Consider the following 16,344-nt stretch of genomic DNA (forward strand, 5'->3'; position numbering starts at 1 on the left):
GACATGCCATCTGTTAAAATCTCTCAACACGACGCACTGATGATCGAAAGCATTCGAGCACAGGGAACTTCCGATCAAGCTCTGCTTGATCAAGTGAGAAGTGGAAATCTCGCTGATCTGCAAGCTTTGGGGAATGGCGATTTTGATTATCGCGAACTGCTTCCATTCGCTAACGCGGATTGGACATCATTTGAAGCAGCGATTCTAGATGGATATGAAATCAAATACAATACCATAAACGGAATCAGGTATTTATTGCGAGTTAAATTTGGCAAGGAAGTTGAGCGATTAACGCGAGATGAAGGCGATTATCTGGCAGATGTTGAGCTTCGTACGGAGGACTTGAACAAACTGAGGGAGATTGTCTCGAAATATTGGTCAATAACCGAAGGGAAGCCTCATGAGGTTAAGGGGCTTCACCATGTCCGTATTGAGCTTTTACAGAAATAGTTGCGTTTAGAGAAGAACGAGAAGAACGAGAAGAACCAGCAAACACTTGCGTTTGCTGGTTTTTTGCGCTGTAATTGTCCTCAAACATTACATATTTATAAACGTTGACTCATTCTATGCTGCTGCCTGAATTCATTCGGCGAAAAGCCTGTAAACCTTTTGAACATTCGGGATAAATAAGGCGTTTGCATGCCTAGTTGTTCGGCTATTTCAGCGATGGTCATATCCGAATGGAGGAGCAGTTTGTTAGCCTTTTGCATTCTCTTTTTATTGATGTAGACGATAGGTGAGACACCGAGCATCGATTTGAAATAGTGTAAAAAATACTTCGGGTGAAAGTGAACGAGTTGGGATAGCATTTCTACTGTCATTTGCTCAGTCAGGTGCTTTTCGATATATTGCAGTACGATATACAGTTTATGGACGGATGGAATCGATGCCGTTTGCAGCGGATCTACCGTGGATCGTTCAATGAACCGTGACATCATGTGAAATAATAACGATTTGACAATAAAAGGCGCAGCTAGTCCATCGCTTTCATGCTGGGTAATCAGCTCTTGAAACTGGTTTTTTATCGTTTCGTCATTTCTCATGGCGATGCAATGAGGTGTAATTAACAAATCAAACAAATTATTTTCCCCAACGGTTGCGGTAAAGTGGCACCAATAGGTTAAAAATGGATTGGTCTCATTGGTTGAACATGATATACGCGTGCCGGCTGGTACAAGAAACAGCTCCCCTGGAATAGGGTAGTATTCGATATTATTTATTTTCAGCCAACCTTCTCCTTCCAGAAAAAAATAGAGCACGTTCTCCCCTTGAATGATGTTGGTACCGCCCCAGTCGGGCCTCACTTTCGTAAGAGCACCCGTCGTCATGTGGATCTGTGTATTCGATAAATAGGTACGAGCCAAATCCATTCTGTTACTCACCTTTTTCATGAAGATAGCTTACTATTGTGCAAAAACCTCCTATTATTATATATTCATTTCCCCATTTCCGCATCTTACAATGAATATCAATCACATTGTTAGAAAGGGGATTAATATAATGAATCACACTATACTAGCAAAGCCATCGGAGCAGCAGCTTCGGTGGCAGGATATGGAATTTGGGATGTTTTGTCATTTCGGTATCAATACGTTTTGCGATCAGGAGTGGGGGGAAGGTACGGATTCGCCGGAGCTGTTTAACCCAACGCAGCTTGATGCTCTGCAGTGGGTTCGCACAGCCAAACTAGCGGGAGCAGCTTACTTTGTACTAACGGCCAAGCACCATGATGGCTTCTGTTTATGGCCGACGGAAACGACCGATTATTCCGTAAAATCGAGCCCTTGGAAAAATGGACAAGGCGATGTCGTTCGTGAGGTTGCGGATGCGTGTAAGCAGGAGGGCATCCGTTTTGGTCTGTATTTGTCGCCGTGGGATCGGCATGAACCGAGTTATCCGAATAAGGAGGCTTATGACGATTTTTACGCTGCCCAGCTGACGGAATTGCTTACGCAATACGGACCGCTTGTCGAGCTTTGGTTCGATGGAGCCGGCTCTCATGGCAGGGAATACGACTGGAGACGCATCATGGGATTAGTGAAGCAGTATCAGCCGGATGCGATGGTTTTCAACATGGGGGCGCCCACGATCCGATGGGTAGGCAATGAGGATGGTGTTGCGCCGTATCCGTGCTGGAACACGGCTGAATCGGCCAAGCTGAGCATGTATACGCAAGATATGGCGGCATGGCTGCGGGAAACCCCGGCATGGGTGCCCGCCGAGTGCGATGTGCCGATCCGCAAGGATCGCTGGTTCTGGCATCCGAATGATGAACACACACTTCGCTCGCTGGACAACTTACTCGATATTTATTATCGTTCTGTCGGGCATGGCTGCACGCTTTTGCTTAATTTGGCCCCTGATAATCAGGGACTCTTGCCAGAGGCGGACGTTAATCGACTGCTTGAGTTCACTGACGAAATCAAGCAAAGATTCTCTACTCCCATCGCTGTGACGGATGGAGAGGGAGATTCTGTACGGTTGCCGCTTGAGGCGGAAACCGAAGTCAATCATGTGATTTTAATGGAAGATATTGCCCACGGCGAACGCATTCGCTCTTACGTGATTGAAGCAGAACAGCAAGGGCAGTGGGTGGAGCTGGTCAAAGGAAGTGCGATCGGTCACAAAAAAATCGACCGGTTTGAAACGGTCCGTACCAAGCAATTGCGGCTGCGAGTTACGGCTAGCGTAGACAAAGCCCTGATACGGAGTTTTGCAGGTTATCATTGCTGATAGAACAAGTGAAAATCGATGCGGGATTGTGTTGCTCAGCTCTAGTACCCGTACTCAGTCCTGCCCGGCACGACCATTATGCTCGCGGAACGTAGATAATGTTCTACCCGGCACTACATATATGCTCACGGAACGTAGAGACCTTATTTTACTCGAAATCGCTTATTTCTCATTTTCGCGGAACGAAGAGCCTCTATTTCCGGTTTTAGAAGTGTGAAAGCTGCAAAAACACCAAAATAGCGCCTCTACGTTCCGCGTACCAGCCCCGTATCGGCATAATCGCCGAAATAGCGGCGCCTCGTTCCCGCCAAACTAAATTATCAGCTTATATGTCCGAATTCGCTCCTTCGTCATCTAGTAGACAACCAGTATCTGCTTGTCTACTAGATGACGAAGGAGCGTTCTCGCATGTCTCGTGGTGACTTTAAGGTGATCGGCCAACTCAGCTGGGGTAAGGGGACGAAGCAGCCTTCGAGCAAACCGCAAAACTTCGCTTTCCAGCCACGACAAATCCTTCGGCACGCCCGTTGATACGAATTTTCCGATTAAGAAAAGCACTAGCTGCTGGCATTGTTTCGGTGTATCGATTGGAGTTATCTGTTCTACCTATCACTACCATTATGCTCGCGGAACGTAAAAGTCTTATTTTGCTCGAAACTACGTATTTCCTGTTTTCGCGGAACGAGGAGCCGCTATTTCCCCGTTTCCGAGGTGGAAAAGCCGTAAAACACCAAAATAGCGCTCCTACGTTCCACGTCTCAGCCCCATATCGGCATAATCGCCGAAATAGCGTCTACTCGTTCCCCGTTAGCCTAGATTAGCAGCTGATATGACCGAATTCGCTCCTGACCACTTATGACAACCAGTATCTGCTTGTCTACTAGATGACGAAGGAGCGTTCTCGCATGTCTCGTGGTGACATTTAGGTGATCCGCCAACTCTGCTGGGGTAAGGGGGCGAAGCAGCCTGCGCGCAAACCGCAAAGCTTCAGCCTCCAGCCACGACAAATCCTTCGGCGCGCCCGTTGATACGAATTTTCCGATTAAGGAAAGCACTAGCTGCTGGCACTGTTTCGGGGTATCGGTTATCGATGAATAGGCGATCGGTATAACTACCCATCCGTCTAATGCTAGGTGACTGTGCCTCAGGCATAGGTCCTTGAATCTCCAGGCTTCGATATCGCGAGCATGCGAGCCGAAGCCTTGCACTTCAATGACACCTTTAGCATCACCGGGCATGTAGGCAAGATCTAAATATCGATATCCATTGGAGAAGTCGCGCACCTCCCATTCGGGGTAAAGATGATGAAAGTTCCCGACAACGGGGTACCAAATCGTGCGCAGAAATTCCGTCTCCGCGTAGCCTAGTCCCTTTTCCAGACGTTCTCGTCTTCTCCCGTTCGCCTCTTCTTCCACTTGCTGCTGCATAAACTGCTCAAATGCTTGTTCAAATTTCAAACCATATCATCCTCCATTGTACCGGCCTAAATAAAAACGCCGCCCCAATCCACGAATGCAAAGTAACGAATCTACTTGGCGCTTCATGAGATTAAGAGCGGCGTGTGCTTCACGACCATTTTACAACCAGTATATAGCAAATAATTGTCCACCGCTAGGGGAGCAAGCGGAAGGTCATTCAAAAATAAATGAATTCGCCATCTTGGGGGATAAACACCGAATCTAACGCGTTATGTTTCTCTAGATACGAATAAAGATCTTTTCTTGTTAACGTGCAGTGACTAATTGCATCCATATGTACGGCTACAATTTTAGACGAGGGAGATACCTGTAAAACTTTAATGATATCTTGAGGGGTCATAGTGATAATAGAACCCAACAGCAGTTGAGCCCTTGGTGTATTTAAGATACAAACCCTAGGTTGGTACTGCTTAAAAATTTGGTTGATTTGATCGGTGAAAATGCAATCTCCTACTATATACAAGGAGTCCTCCTCTGAAGTACTCAAAATATATCCGGATACTGGACCAAGCAGTTTAGCTACGATTCCCTTTGCGTGCTGGCCACTAATTCTCCTGAAATCAATTCCGCACCATTGATGGGTATCATCTATTGGATAAACGTTATAGAAACCACAGGATTTAATATATTTTTGATCAGCAGGTTGGCAAAAGACGGGGACCTTCTTGTTTAGAACGGTCTTTGCTGTTTTATCGAAGTGGTCAAAGTGTAAATGAGTTAGTAGTATAGCATCGATATTTTCAAAAGTATCCAACGTTACGGGGAGAGGTACGGATGGGTTTCTACGTAAAGTCCTTGTAAAAGGAACTGGAGGGAGCTGCCCCACATCACTTAACATAGGATCAACAAGGATTGTTTTACCATTCATTGTAACAAGTGAGGTTGCATTACGGATATGTTGAATAGAAAAAGACATGGCTACATCTCCTAATTATTTAAGTATCGCATTATAAATAATACCGACCGGTCTGTTTTAAATTAACACAGCACTAGGTATTCTGCAAGAAGTTTTTTCCACCCTGTTGAGAGAATCTTATGTAATTTTGATTGTTTTTCAAAAAGTAGTATGCTATTTTAAGACCAAACGGTACTTTTTTGATAGGAGGTTGTACCATGCGTAAGGGCCAAATAACGAAAGAACATATCATTCGTGAGTCCGCTAGTTTGTTTAATACAAAGGGATATACGGGGGCTTCCCTATCTGAAATTATAGATCGTTGCGGTATACGCAAAGGCGGAATTTATAATCATTTTGAAAACAAAGATGAAATTGCTCTTGCGGTCTTTGATTATTCATTCTCACAAATTCTAGGGTTTCTCTCCAAGGCACTAGAGAATGCATCCAACTCCAAAGAGAAACTATTAGCCATATGCAAGGTTTATATCGATATCATTGAAACCAACTCTTTGGAAGGAGGATGTCCGATATTAAATACGGCGATTGAAAGTGACGACGGACACCCTCATCTCAAAGCACGGGCTCAACAAGCAATGAAAATTTTAATCGAAGAGTTAACCTTGATCATTGTCAAAGGCATTGAGAATAAAGAATTTAGAAAAGAGATAGATACTGAAGAGGTGTGCAGCTATATTATTGCTGTGGTTGAAGGAGGCGTTATGCTGAGCAAATTATTTGATGATAGCAAATACATTCGACATTGCGCGAGTAATGTTAGGCAATATATCGATGATCGGATGCTGATCAAGTAAAGCGTTTAAACAGCTTTCTAACAGTGCGGTTAAATTAATCATATTATTACTATTGTACCAAACCAAAACAGGGCCTGCCGAAGCAGGTCCTTATTTTTTGTTCATCTATAATGAGCGCAGTTAGAGGTACGAAAGTCATTTACACAGATTCTGTATCATATATCTTTTAGAATGAGTATGCAAAGAACGCGGACAATGAGAGGAGTCAATGAAATGGAAATTCCAAGACGGAATCAAGGTGCGTACGGAAATGTGCCTCAGCCCATCCGAAATGACGGAGCGGGAGGGATGGATACCGGTCCCCGGGATGTTATGAGGGATATTGAAAACCCTGACATGCTGGTTCCGCCTGTAACGGATTCTGGCTTGCTCCCTAACATGAAATTTTCATTCTCTGATACTTCTATGACGTTAAATCACGGAGGGTGGTCACGGGAAATCACCGTCAGGGAACTCCCCATTGCGACCACGCTTGCAGGTGTAAATATGAGCTTGACGCCCGGTGGTGTCCGGGAATTGCATTGGCATCAACAAGCAGAATGGGCCTATATGATAGTCGGTCGAGCGCGAATTACGTCAATCGACTCAGAGGGGCGAAATTTTATTGCTGACGTTGGCCCGGGCGACCTGTGGTACTTTCCTCCGGGACTGCCACATTCCATTCAGGGGTTGGAACACTGCGAATTCCTACTTGTCTTCGATGATGGTAACTTTTCTGACCTTAACACTTTATCGATCTCCGATTGGTTTGCACACACGCCAAAAGATGTATTATCGGCCAATTTCGGAGTACCCATGAGTGCCTTTAACAACATTCCTTCCGGACAGGTTTATATCTATCAAGACAAAATTCCCGGTCCGCTGGAAAGTGAGAGAGTGCAGTCCCCATACGGAACCATCCCCCTGAGCTTCAAGCATCAGTTATTAGCGCAAGCACCAATCAAAACACCTGGCGGCAGCGTACGAATCGTGGACTCTTCTAATTTTCCTATATCTAAAAATATCGCAGCGGCGCTTGTTGAAATTGAACCTGGTGCAATGAGAGAACTCCATTGGCATCCGAATAACGACGAGTGGCAGTATTACCTAACCGGACAAGGACGTATGACGGTATTTGCTGGTAATGGTACAGCTCGAACATTTGATTATAGAGCTGGTGATGTCGGCTATGTACCCTTTGCTACGGGACACTATATTCAGAATACTGGTAATCAAACGTTATGGTTTTTGGAAATGTTTAAGAGCGACCGATTTGTTGATGTGTCGTTAAATCAATGGATGGCACTTACCCCTCGCGACTTGGTTAGAGACAATTTGCATGTTGGTCCCGAATTATTGGATGCGCTGCGCAAGGAAGAATGGCCGGTCGTTAAATATTCGGGGTTTTCTTTCAAGTCTCAGTCATAACGCCTCCGTTTACATGCAGCACCTGTCCGGTAACAAAAGAGGAATCATCCGATGCCAAGTAAATGTATGTCGGAGCTAGCTCGAACGGCTGACCCGCACGACGCATTGGTGTCTCTAAGCCGAATGTTTTTACGTATTCGGCGGAATAGCTGGAAACAATTAGCGGAGTCCAGATTGGACCCGGAGCTACCGCATTCACCCGGATACCTTGTTTCACTAGCTGAAGCGAAAGCGAGCGGGTAAATGATACAACTGCGCCTTTGGTCGATGAGTAATCTACAAGCAGAGGCGCCCCCGCGTATGCGGTCACAGATGCCGTGCTGATGATCGAGCTACCTGGCTGCAAATACGGAAGCGCGGCTTTGGTCATAAAGAACATCGGGAAAATATTCGTACGGAACGTATCCTCAAGCTGCTGGGTACTGATATTCAGGATGCTCTCTTGGGGAAACTGAACGCCCTGATTCAACACCAGAACATCGATTCTCCCAAAGAGTTCCAACGTTTTTTGCACGATTTCATTGGAGAACGCCTCGTCTCTTAAGTCCCCTGCAATTGGAAGGCAGCGTCGGCCATAGCTCGATACCATTTCCGCCGTTGCGTTGGCGTCTTCATGCTCGTAAAGGTAAGGAATGACCACATCCGCGCCTTCTTTGGCAAAGCCGATAGCAACAGCTCTCCCGATTCCGCTGTCGCCCCCCGTAATAATAGCAACCTTGCCATGTAATTTCCCACTCCCAACATACTGTGGATTGTCTGATATAGGTGTTGGAACCATTAAGTATTCCAAGCCCGGTTGTCTGTCCTGATGCTGCGGCGGAAAGGTAACGGGTTTATTTTCGCACTTTGTTTCATAGCCGTAATAAGGATATTTCGGGTACATAGCCATCCTCCATTCGTTTTTACAACAGCATGATATTCACCCAGGTCGTGTATGGTTCTGATCACTGTATTTCTAGTAGGAGTTTCTGAAAATGATGTCGAAATATAGGTAAGGTAACTAATACCAACAAAAAAGGGGTAAAACGGATGAATCGCAAAAAAACGCTTTGGACACTGATCGTGTCACAAATCGTGTATGTTTTGTTTGTAATTGTATGGCTGTTTGTTGCCGGAATGTCGGTCATGATGTTCGACCATCCTGATGCGGTAAATGATGTGACGACTTGGCTGATTTTTTCTTATATTGTCATTTACCCGTTAGGACTTCTTGGCGCGCTAATTGCGGGATGGATTCTTTTTTCCCGCCGGAGGTATAAGGCTTCGCTGATCTGGAACTGTATCCCGCTGCTCTGGATCGTGCCATTGTTGGGTTTTTTAGCTTTTGCGAATTTATGAGTAAATAAAAAATGGAAAAAAAGACACCGTACAGGTGTCTTTTTGCATGCCAGCTCCCTTCCGGTAGAAGGTGAGCAAGGCGATGGTGAAGCATTTAGTTGCGTCAAACATGGCCCGGTGTAAGCTTGAGCCGCTTGGCCAATCCGGTTAAAAAGTATAAAAGTACGTGCATGCTAATCCGCGTCGTCCGGTCTCGTGTATCTCGGTTCGGATCCACGCAAACCATGTCCATAGCGATGACGCGGTCCCACGCTCCGAGCACCTCCGCGCAATAGAACAAGTCGAGCGGGGAAAGGCCGCCGGGTCCGATCGCTGGCACCCCAGGCACATCCGACTGATCGAGTACATCGATGTCGAACGTGGCGTATACCACATCGACGTTCTGCTTAAGCTTGGCGATCGCTTCTTCTAGAATCGTCTGAATGCTGCGTTCTCTGACCTGCTTTGCCGTATATAGGGTAACACCCTGTTGTTCGGCGTAGGTGCGGTACTGCTTGGAGTTGGCGAAGCTGCGGAGGCCGATTGTCACGACGTCCTCGCCCCGCAAGACTCCGGTTTCCATAAGGCTGCGAACGGGAGTCCCGTTCGATCTCCCGCCGGAAGCTGTGTCCCGCACATCGAGATGGGCGTCGAATTGGATCAACCCGATCCGTTCTCCGCGAGCGCGTTGTAGACCGGTCAGCGCTGGATACGTGATCGAATGGTCGCCGCCGACCAAACACGGAACGGCGTTGGGGAGCCTTTTCGCCACTTCTTCGAAAGCCCGTTCAATATGCTGATGGCATAGCGGAATATCGGTCGTATGCATGATAATGTCACCGAGGTCGCGGACGAGTAGCGGCAGCAGATCCAAATCGTCTTCGAAGTTATAAGTCGTGAACGCGCTGAATAACTGGCGGAATACGGTCGGATGCATATGAGCGCCGGAGAAGCTGATCGAGCTCTTCGAAAGCGGCGCACCGATAATTGCCGCGTGAAACAATTCGGCGCCGTCCCATTCAGTGATCCAATCGCTGAGCCGGGTCACGTTGGGATCTCCTTGACCGGGCGTGTAAACCAGGCTCGGCCGCTGTAAATAAGGGATTTGGTTCATCATGAATGCCTCCTATCTGGAATCAAAGCCGCAACGGCTTCGGATCAATTGTTTTGCAGCACCTGGCTCAAAAATGATTGCGTACGCGGATGCGACGGGTTCGTAAAAATGACTGAAGGCGCTCCTTCTTCGAGAATAACGCCGCCATCCATGACGACAACCCGATCGGCCACGTCGCGGGCGAATCCCATCTCGTGCGTCACGATGATCATCGTCATCCCTTCCTGCGCCAGATTGCGCATGACCTGAAGCACTTCTCCCACCGTTTCCGGATCGAGAGCAGACGTAGGTTCGTCGAACAGCATTACGTTCGGCTTCATCGCCAGGGCGCGGGCAATCGCAACGCGTTGCTTCTGACCGCCGGACAGACTCGATGGACGGGCATTCGCCTTTTCCTCCAGGCCAACCTTGCGGAGCAGTTCGAGTGCAAGCTTCACCGCTTCCTCTTTGTGCATGCCGCGTAATGAAATTGGAGCCAGCGTGATGTTTTGCAGCACTGTCATGTGCGGATAAAGGTTGAACGATTGAAAAACCATTCCTACTTCCTGCCTCATCGCATTCAGTTCGCTTTGCGGCATCTCCCTGGAATGTCCGCCGGCCGTTATGCGGCCAATCGCCTTTCCTTCGATGAACACATTCCCTTCTTCGAACGTCTCCAAATAGTTGATGCAGCGCAGCAGAGTGCTTTTTCCCGAACCGGACGGTCCGAGGATGACCACGACTTCCCCGCGATTCACCTGAAGATCCACACCCCGCAGCACGCGGTTGCTGCCGAACATTTTGTGTAAGCCGTTAATTCGTATCATCGCATGTCATCTCCTGTGCTCAGACGTTTCTCCAGCTTCATCCCGATGAGTCCGATAATGTTGTTGACCACGTAATAAAGAATGGCGACAGCAATCAGAAATTCCAGCGTCTTGTACGTATCGGCGATCAGGATGTTCGCCTGCCGGAACAGTTCCACCACCGTGATCGTGGACAGCAGCGACGAGTTTTTGGTCAGTGAAATCAGCTCGTTGGTCATCGGTGCCAGCATCCGGATAATGGCTTGCGGAATGATGATCTTCCGCATTGTTTGCGCGTAGGAGAACCCAATGGATCGTCCGGCCTCCATCTGTCCCCGGTCGATCGATTGGATCGTGCTGCGGATGATTTGCGACGAGTAGGCGCCGCCGTACATCGCCAAGGCGATGATGCCGGACACCCACGGGACCGTATCGATACCGAACAGGATCGGTAAGCCGTAGTATAAGAGGAAAAGCTGGACGAGCAGAGGCGTTCCCCGGAACCAGGAGAGATAGGCTAGGGACAAGAACCTTATCGGTCTGTTTTTGGCCATCTGCCCAAACGAAATGAGCGTTCCGACCACGATGCTAAGCGTAAACCCCGCTAGCGTGTAAGCAACCGTATACCACAACGACTTCAGAAGGAGACGAATGTTTTGCCATTCCGCTAGGACGCTAAAATCAAGATGCTGCATGGTCAACCCTCATTTCTTGTTATTCGAACCATTTTTTGAAGATTTCGTTGTATTTGCCGTTCGCTTTTATTTTCACGAGCGCTTCGTTAACGGCTTTCTGGAATTCCGGATTATCTTTACGGATACCGTACCCATAAAATTCTTGCGTCAGTCCTTTAGGCAGCACCTTCACTGTGCCTTTTTCTTTCGCGTACGTCATGGCAGCAGGTCCACCAGTTACGACAGCTTCGACTTTGCCAGTTTCGAGCTCTAGGAACATCTCGGTGTTCTTCTCGACCTTCACCAGCTGAATGTCCTTGTGGCTCTCTTCTAAAAATTTGACGGATTTGGTGCCGATTTGCACAGCTACTTTCTTGCCTTTCAAATCTTCGATGCCTTTGATCTTGTCATTGTCCTTTTTGAGCATGATCGTTAGACCGCCCGGGAAGTATGTGTCGGAGAAATCGATTGTCTGTTTGCGCTCGTCGGTAATGTACATGGCGGAAACGATCAAGTCGAATTTCTTAGCCTGCAAGCCTGGAATCAGCCCCTTGAACTCCGTATCGACGAATTCCACTTTATCCGCACCAAGTTCTTTGGCTACTGCTTGAATGAGCTCGATGTCGAAACCATCATATTTGTCGCCTGATTTGTATTCGAACGGCTTGAAAGTCGCATCCGTTCCGACTGTAAGGGTTTTGTTCTTTGCGATCTTTTGCAGCACTTCGTCCGTGCTTGCGTTCGCGGGTGCATTTGCCGCTTTGGCCTGTTCGCTTGGTGCCGGATTCGCTTTCCCGCCACCGCAAGCGGTTGCAAGAATCGTTAGTACGCAAAGAATAGCGAGAAGCATTACTTTTTTCGTTTGGTAAGTCATTGTTTTTTCCCCCATTATAATTTGATAGTTACTGCATATCTCTTAAAATTAGCAAATATCATGCCAATCATTTGATAGAGAGAAAAATACGAGTATTTGCAAGGGTTTTTAAATATAAGTGGCGAAAACGAGAGGACTTGTTAGGAGAGACAAAAGCGGCAGTTTTTGCCGCTGCGGTGGATTTCGCCGCCATTTGAACCACCAGAATGCTTGTTTAATGAACTAAACTGAAAATCACTTTATGTAAATAAAAAGTCAACCAGAATAAACTGGCTGACTCTATTGTCGAGACAAAAGTCTTACGCTTGTACCGTACGTGAATTAGAGAATAAGGGGAATCCAAAAGAAGGAAAAAGAGCTAATGTTCCTGCAGCTGTTCCCGTTCCCGAACTACTGAGAATGCCAATAAGCTGAATGTTATTGATATTGAAGGAGTAGGTGCTTCCTGGGAGGACTTCGAAACTAAAGTTATCCCCGAAGTAAGTTAGCACTTGTACGGTCAAGGTAATGTCGGTACTGTCATTCTCCACCAGCACCAATGCGGTTAAACCTGGTATTTGTGATGAGTAATAACCTTTACTTACGCCCGGTCCTTGGCTAATAGGATATGATATAAAAGAATTTCCATCTGGATTAAATGCCATTTTTTTCACCTCCCTTAAACGGCGTTAATATAAGATATGTCTAGTGAATGATACTAGTAACGTTATTTCTCATGGTAGATTTCACTATTTTCATTAATCGTGAAATTTCGCGAATTGAGATATAATACTGACTATCCATGATAGAGGGGAGATGAAAGGATAATGCGCAAAGATGGTCTTGGTACTGGCATTCCACTTCTCTGTATAGCGTTTGCCATGTTTGCGGCGACCTTTTGCTTCCCGTTTTTCGCGGGCGCCGCTGATGATACGCCATCCGAGCTGCGGCAAGTGATTCGCGTTGCCGGCGATAATTGGTTTCCACCGTTCGAATTCGAGGTCAACGGTACATTTCAAGGTTTTAACGTCGATATGATGAACGCGCTTTCTATCGAAACTGGGATTACGTTCGAGTTTTATCCGATGCCGTGGAGCGAAGCATTAAAGGCGCTGGAAGCGGGTCGGGTGGATGCCATCCAAGGGATGAAATACAGCAAGGAGCGTGCGTCGCTATACGCTTACTCCGAACCGTATTTTACAAGTACGCAGGCGATCTTCGTGTTGAAGGACAATTATTCCGTGTTCTCGCTTAATGACTTGCAGCACCGGAAAATAGCCGTACAGGAAGGCGATATTAGCGGGGAAGCATTGCAACGGCTTCCTAATGCTGTCGTACTTGCTGGGGAAAATCAGAAAGAGGCAATCCAGATGCTGCTGGATCACAAAGTGGACGCTTTTATCGGCAATCAAATTACTGGTCAATATTTGCTGCAATCGGATGGTCAACAGGATAAGGTGAAGCTCGTCGGAGATCCGATTTCGCCTACCAACTATGGCATGGTCGTTCTGAAGCGAAACGAACAGCTGCTTGAGCCGATCAACGTAGGGCTGCGGAAAATCAAAACAAATGGTACGTATCCGAAAATCGAACGCAAATGGTTCGGTGAATACATTTATCCGTCGCCACGTAATATCCGCGGCATGCTAACTTATGTTATCATCGGCCTGGTCGCCATAACCTGTGTGCTGCTCATATTTTTATGGTGGAATTTTACGCTGAAGAAAGAATTGAAGAAGCGTGTCGATACTTATAAAAAAACACTGGACGAGCTTGCGCGTAAAGATAGGATGCAATCGTTAGGCCAATTAGTCGCAGGGATTGCCCACGAAATCCGCAACCCGATTACGTCCATTTTATCCTATGCCCAGCTCCTGCCAACCAAATACGAAAACAAGGAATACCGCGAGTTTTTTGCGCAGCACGTAACTGGGGAAGTGATGCGGTTGAACCGGATCGTCGGCGAATTGCTGGACTTCGCGCGTGACAAGCCGCCTGAGAAAACGACTTTTCCTATTAGCGAAACCGTTCAAGCCGTCGTACTGCTGTTCCATCAACTGTTGGAGAAAGAACGGATCGTCGTCCAGCTTGAAGTGCCGGAGTCTTGCGCTGTTTGGGCGGATGCCCAGCAAATCAAGCAGGTGCTGATTAATTTGTTCAAAAATGCGATCGATGCGATGGAGAATGGCGGAAAGCTGCAGATAACGGCTTACAGCGATGGTTCCCATGTCATGATGACGATTGAAGATACCGGCGAAGGCATCGATCCTCGGGATATGGCCAACATTTACGAACCTTTTTTTACGCGAAAAGCCGGAGGGGTTGGGCTTGGACTGTCGATATGCTACCGACTGATGGCCGAGAACAACGGGGGGATCGAAGTGGAGAGCAAGAAGGGAACCGGAACCAAGGTGACGCTGAAACTACCGGGCGAGCAGGGGGAGAGCGAACATGCATAAACCGAATTTACTTATTATTGATGACGAAATCTCGATCTGCAAATCGTTGTCGTTTATTTTGGAAGACGATTATCAAGTGTATACATCCGTTGATCCTGACGAGGCGGTCGCTTTGTTCGCGCATCTTTCTTTTGCGATCGTGCTCTTGGATCTGCGAATCGGTATGAGGGACGGCATCGAGGTGCTGCGGACGGTCAAGCAGCTGTCGCCTAAGACGGTCGTCATCATGATGACCGCGTACGGCAGCATTGCTTCCGCTGTTGAGGCGATGAAGCTCGGCGCGTTCTATTACGTGCAGAAGCCGATCGATATGGAGGAGCTCAAGGTTCTGTGCAGCAGAGCGCAGGAGCAGTATCACCTTCAATCGAGGGTGGAATGGCTTGATGGAGAAATCCGCAAAGCCTACGACGTGCACGGTTTGATCGGCGAAAGCGATCGGATGAAGCATGTGTTTGCGCTTATCGATAAAGTGAAGAACATCGATTCTGGCATTCTGATCCTGGGGGAAAGCGGGACGGGAAAAGAACTGGTCGCCCGTGCTGTCCATTTTGCTGGGGAGCGGCGGGAGCAGGTGTTTTCCACGATAAATTGCGCCGCCATTCCTGCCACCTTGATGGAGTCCGAGCTGTTCGGCTATGAAAAAGGCGCGTTTACAGGCGCGAATGTACGCAAAGCTGGCATTTTCGAGACAGCAGACGGGGGCACCTTGTTTCTCGACGAAATCGGTGAGCTCGATATCGGGTTGCAAAGCAAGCTGCTGCGGGTGCTGCAGGAGAAGACGGTGACGCCAATCGGAGGGCATAAGGAGAAGCGGATCGATGTTCGGATTATTGCTGCAACGAATCGGGATTTGAAGAAAGAAGTGCAGCAGGGCAAGTTCAGAGAAGATTTGTATTATCGATTGAACGTTATTCCAATCCAGGTTCCGCCGCTCCGCGAGCGCAAGGAAGATATTCCGTTGCTAATCCGGCATTTCATGGACAAGATCGGCGGAAAAATGTCCAAGCAAATAAAGGGTATCTCGCAGGAAGCGCTCAATCTGCTGAACGACTATCCTTTTCCCGGCAACGTGCGGGAGCTTCAAAACATTATCGAGCGTTCTATTGCACTCGCGGACGGCGAACATTTGACGATCCGAGATATGCCAATGGATCTTCAGCCTCAGCGCGGGCAAATGGCAGACGGTCGGCTCGTTCCCGTTTATGTGGGCGATACCGCCCTAGAGGCGGAGAGAAAGCTCATATTGGCAACGCTTCGTGAGCTTGGCGGAAACCGCCGTAAAACAGCCGATATGTTGGATATTGGCGAACGTACGCTGCGGGACAAGATGTCTAAATATAAAGAGGAAGGATTATTTCCATAGCTTGCGGGATTGCCGCTTGAGGAGTACATGGGGGAAATAGTTGGAGTAGGGGGAATAAGGTTAGAATGAATGAGTAAAGGAATGAATCCACATTCTCGGTTGAATGATGTTATAGAAAATGCAACAATTTCTGCCTAGATCCCGCCTCTCTTCCCTCGATGTTGCATAATGTACAACAATTTAGCCCCATCCATGCCATTTCGCGAAAAATGGGTTTGAATTGTTGTACAAACAACAACTTTTACTTGCAAAATAGCTTTTAAGCGTGTGAATTGTTGTACAGACTACAACATTGGTATTCACGGAAGCCCATCGAAGCTGCTGAGCGACACTAAACTAAAATCGAATTTTGGAGCTATGTATCCAATTAGCGATCACTACCAAACATAAAAAAGATGACTCCCGGCGAACGCCGAATGCAGGAGCCATCTTTTCCGCGAATGGGGTCCCA

17 protein-coding genes are annotated in these 16,344 nt (G+C 47.5%); 8 read left to right on the top strand and 9 right to left on the bottom strand.

Annotated elements, in window-relative coordinates; genetic code table 11:
- Positions 1 to 3: 3 nt before the first annotated feature.
- A complete protein-coding gene (locus AC58U0_RS31155) occupies positions 4 to 450 on the top strand; it encodes a hypothetical protein (RefSeq protein WP_497382689.1) in 447 nt (148 codons plus the stop codon).
- Positions 451 to 545: 95 nt separating this feature from the next.
- On the opposite strand, the gene AC58U0_RS31160 is transcribed toward AC58U0_RS31155, so the two are convergent.
- Positions 546 to 1,370, bottom strand: coding sequence for an AraC family transcriptional regulator (locus AC58U0_RS31160; RefSeq protein ID WP_497382690.1), 825 nt, complete (start codon positions 1,368 to 1,370; stop codon positions 546 to 548).
- A gap of 130 nt (positions 1,371 to 1,500) precedes the next feature.
- Between AC58U0_RS31160 and AC58U0_RS31165 the strand changes: the two genes are divergently transcribed.
- Together AC58U0_RS31165 and AC58U0_RS31170 are read left to right on the top strand one after the other, a co-directional pair.
- The gene (locus tag AC58U0_RS31165; protein WP_497382691.1) at positions 1,501 to 2,733 is read left to right on the top strand and encodes an alpha-L-fucosidase; all 1,233 of its coding nucleotides are present in this window, start codon (positions 1,501 to 1,503) and stop codon (positions 2,731 to 2,733) included.
- A gap of 408 nt (positions 2,734 to 3,141) precedes the next feature.
- Positions 3,142 to 3,264 carry a hypothetical protein gene (locus tag AC58U0_RS31170; protein WP_497382692.1) on the top strand — a complete coding sequence of 41 codons (123 nt, stop codon included), beginning with the start codon at positions 3,142 to 3,144 and terminating at the stop codon, positions 3,262 to 3,264.
- A gap of 281 nt (positions 3,265 to 3,545) precedes the next feature.
- On the opposite strand, the gene AC58U0_RS31175 is transcribed toward AC58U0_RS31170, so the two are convergent.
- Positions 3,546 to 4,160: a transcriptional regulator gene (locus AC58U0_RS31175; protein ID WP_497382735.1), complete on the bottom strand. Its 615-nt coding sequence runs from the start codon at positions 4,158 to 4,160 to the stop codon at positions 3,546 to 3,548.
- A gap of 208 nt (positions 4,161 to 4,368) precedes the next feature.
- On the bottom strand, positions 4,369 to 5,127 hold the full coding sequence (locus AC58U0_RS31180; RefSeq protein ID WP_497382693.1) for an MBL fold metallo-hydrolase: 759 nt from the start codon (positions 5,125 to 5,127) through the stop codon (positions 4,369 to 4,371).
- Positions 5,128 to 5,324: 197 nt separating this feature from the next.
- On the opposite strand from AC58U0_RS31180, the gene AC58U0_RS31185 reads away from it, so the two are divergent.
- The gene (locus tag AC58U0_RS31185) at positions 5,325 to 5,921 is read left to right on the top strand and encodes a TetR/AcrR family transcriptional regulator (RefSeq protein WP_497382694.1); all 597 of its coding nucleotides are present in this window, start codon (positions 5,325 to 5,327) and stop codon (positions 5,919 to 5,921) included.
- Between the two features lie 213 nt (positions 5,922 to 6,134).
- Positions 6,135 to 7,328, top strand: a complete 1,194-nt coding sequence (locus AC58U0_RS31190) for an oxalate decarboxylase family bicupin (protein WP_497382695.1) — start codon at positions 6,135 to 6,137, stop codon at positions 7,326 to 7,328.
- On the opposite strand, the gene AC58U0_RS31195 is transcribed toward AC58U0_RS31190, so the two are convergent.
- The gene (locus AC58U0_RS31195) at positions 7,312 to 8,211 is read right to left on the bottom strand and encodes an SDR family oxidoreductase (RefSeq protein ID WP_497382696.1); all 900 of its coding nucleotides are present in this window, start codon (positions 8,209 to 8,211) and stop codon (positions 7,312 to 7,314) included. The two genes, AC58U0_RS31190 and AC58U0_RS31195, sit on opposite strands and share 17 nt — an antisense overlap.
- Before the next feature lie 146 nt (positions 8,212 to 8,357).
- Between AC58U0_RS31195 and AC58U0_RS31200 the strand changes: the two genes are divergently transcribed.
- Complete coding sequence (locus AC58U0_RS31200) at positions 8,358 to 8,666, top strand: hypothetical protein (RefSeq protein WP_060649145.1); 309 nt, start codon at positions 8,358 to 8,360, stop codon at positions 8,664 to 8,666.
- Between the two features lie 103 nt (positions 8,667 to 8,769).
- Here AC58U0_RS31200 and AC58U0_RS31205 read toward each other — a convergent pair whose 3' ends face one another.
- From AC58U0_RS31205 to AC58U0_RS31225, 5 genes are all read right to left on the bottom strand, one after another.
- Entirely contained in the window at positions 8,770 to 9,762 is a 993-nt protein-coding gene (locus tag AC58U0_RS31205) for an agmatinase family protein (protein WP_497382697.1), read from the bottom strand.
- A gap of 41 nt (positions 9,763 to 9,803) precedes the next feature.
- The gene (locus tag AC58U0_RS31210) at positions 9,804 to 10,565 is read right to left on the bottom strand and encodes an amino acid ABC transporter ATP-binding protein (RefSeq protein ID WP_497382698.1); all 762 of its coding nucleotides are present in this window, start codon (positions 10,563 to 10,565) and stop codon (positions 9,804 to 9,806) included.
- Positions 10,562 to 11,239, bottom strand: a complete 678-nt coding sequence (locus AC58U0_RS31215) for an amino acid ABC transporter permease (RefSeq protein ID WP_497382699.1) — start codon at positions 11,237 to 11,239, stop codon at positions 10,562 to 10,564. Before AC58U0_RS31215 ends, AC58U0_RS31210 begins: the two co-directional genes overlap by 4 nt.
- 19 nt (positions 11,240 to 11,258) lie before the next feature.
- Positions 11,259 to 12,092 carry a transporter substrate-binding domain-containing protein gene (locus AC58U0_RS31220; protein WP_497382700.1) on the bottom strand — a complete coding sequence of 278 codons (834 nt, stop codon included), beginning with the start codon at positions 12,090 to 12,092 and terminating at the stop codon, positions 11,259 to 11,261.
- Positions 12,093 to 12,391: 299 nt separating this feature from the next.
- Complete coding sequence (locus AC58U0_RS31225; RefSeq protein ID WP_497382701.1) at positions 12,392 to 12,736, bottom strand: S-Ena type endospore appendage; 345 nt, start codon at positions 12,734 to 12,736, stop codon at positions 12,392 to 12,394.
- Positions 12,737 to 12,898: 162 nt separating this feature from the next.
- Between AC58U0_RS31225 and AC58U0_RS31230 the strand changes: the two genes are divergently transcribed.
- Positions 12,899 to 14,530 (top strand): transporter substrate-binding domain-containing protein, encoded by a 1,632-nt coding sequence (locus AC58U0_RS31230; RefSeq protein WP_497382702.1) that lies wholly within the window; start codon positions 12,899 to 12,901, stop codon positions 14,528 to 14,530.
- Positions 14,523 to 15,893, top strand: a complete 1,371-nt coding sequence (locus tag AC58U0_RS31235) for a sigma-54-dependent transcriptional regulator (protein ID WP_497382703.1) — start codon at positions 14,523 to 14,525, stop codon at positions 15,891 to 15,893. Before AC58U0_RS31230 ends, AC58U0_RS31235 begins: the two co-directional genes overlap by 8 nt.
- Positions 15,894 to 16,344 lie beyond the last annotated feature (451 nt).

The organism is Paenibacillus sp. J31P190, from assembly GCF_059692075.1.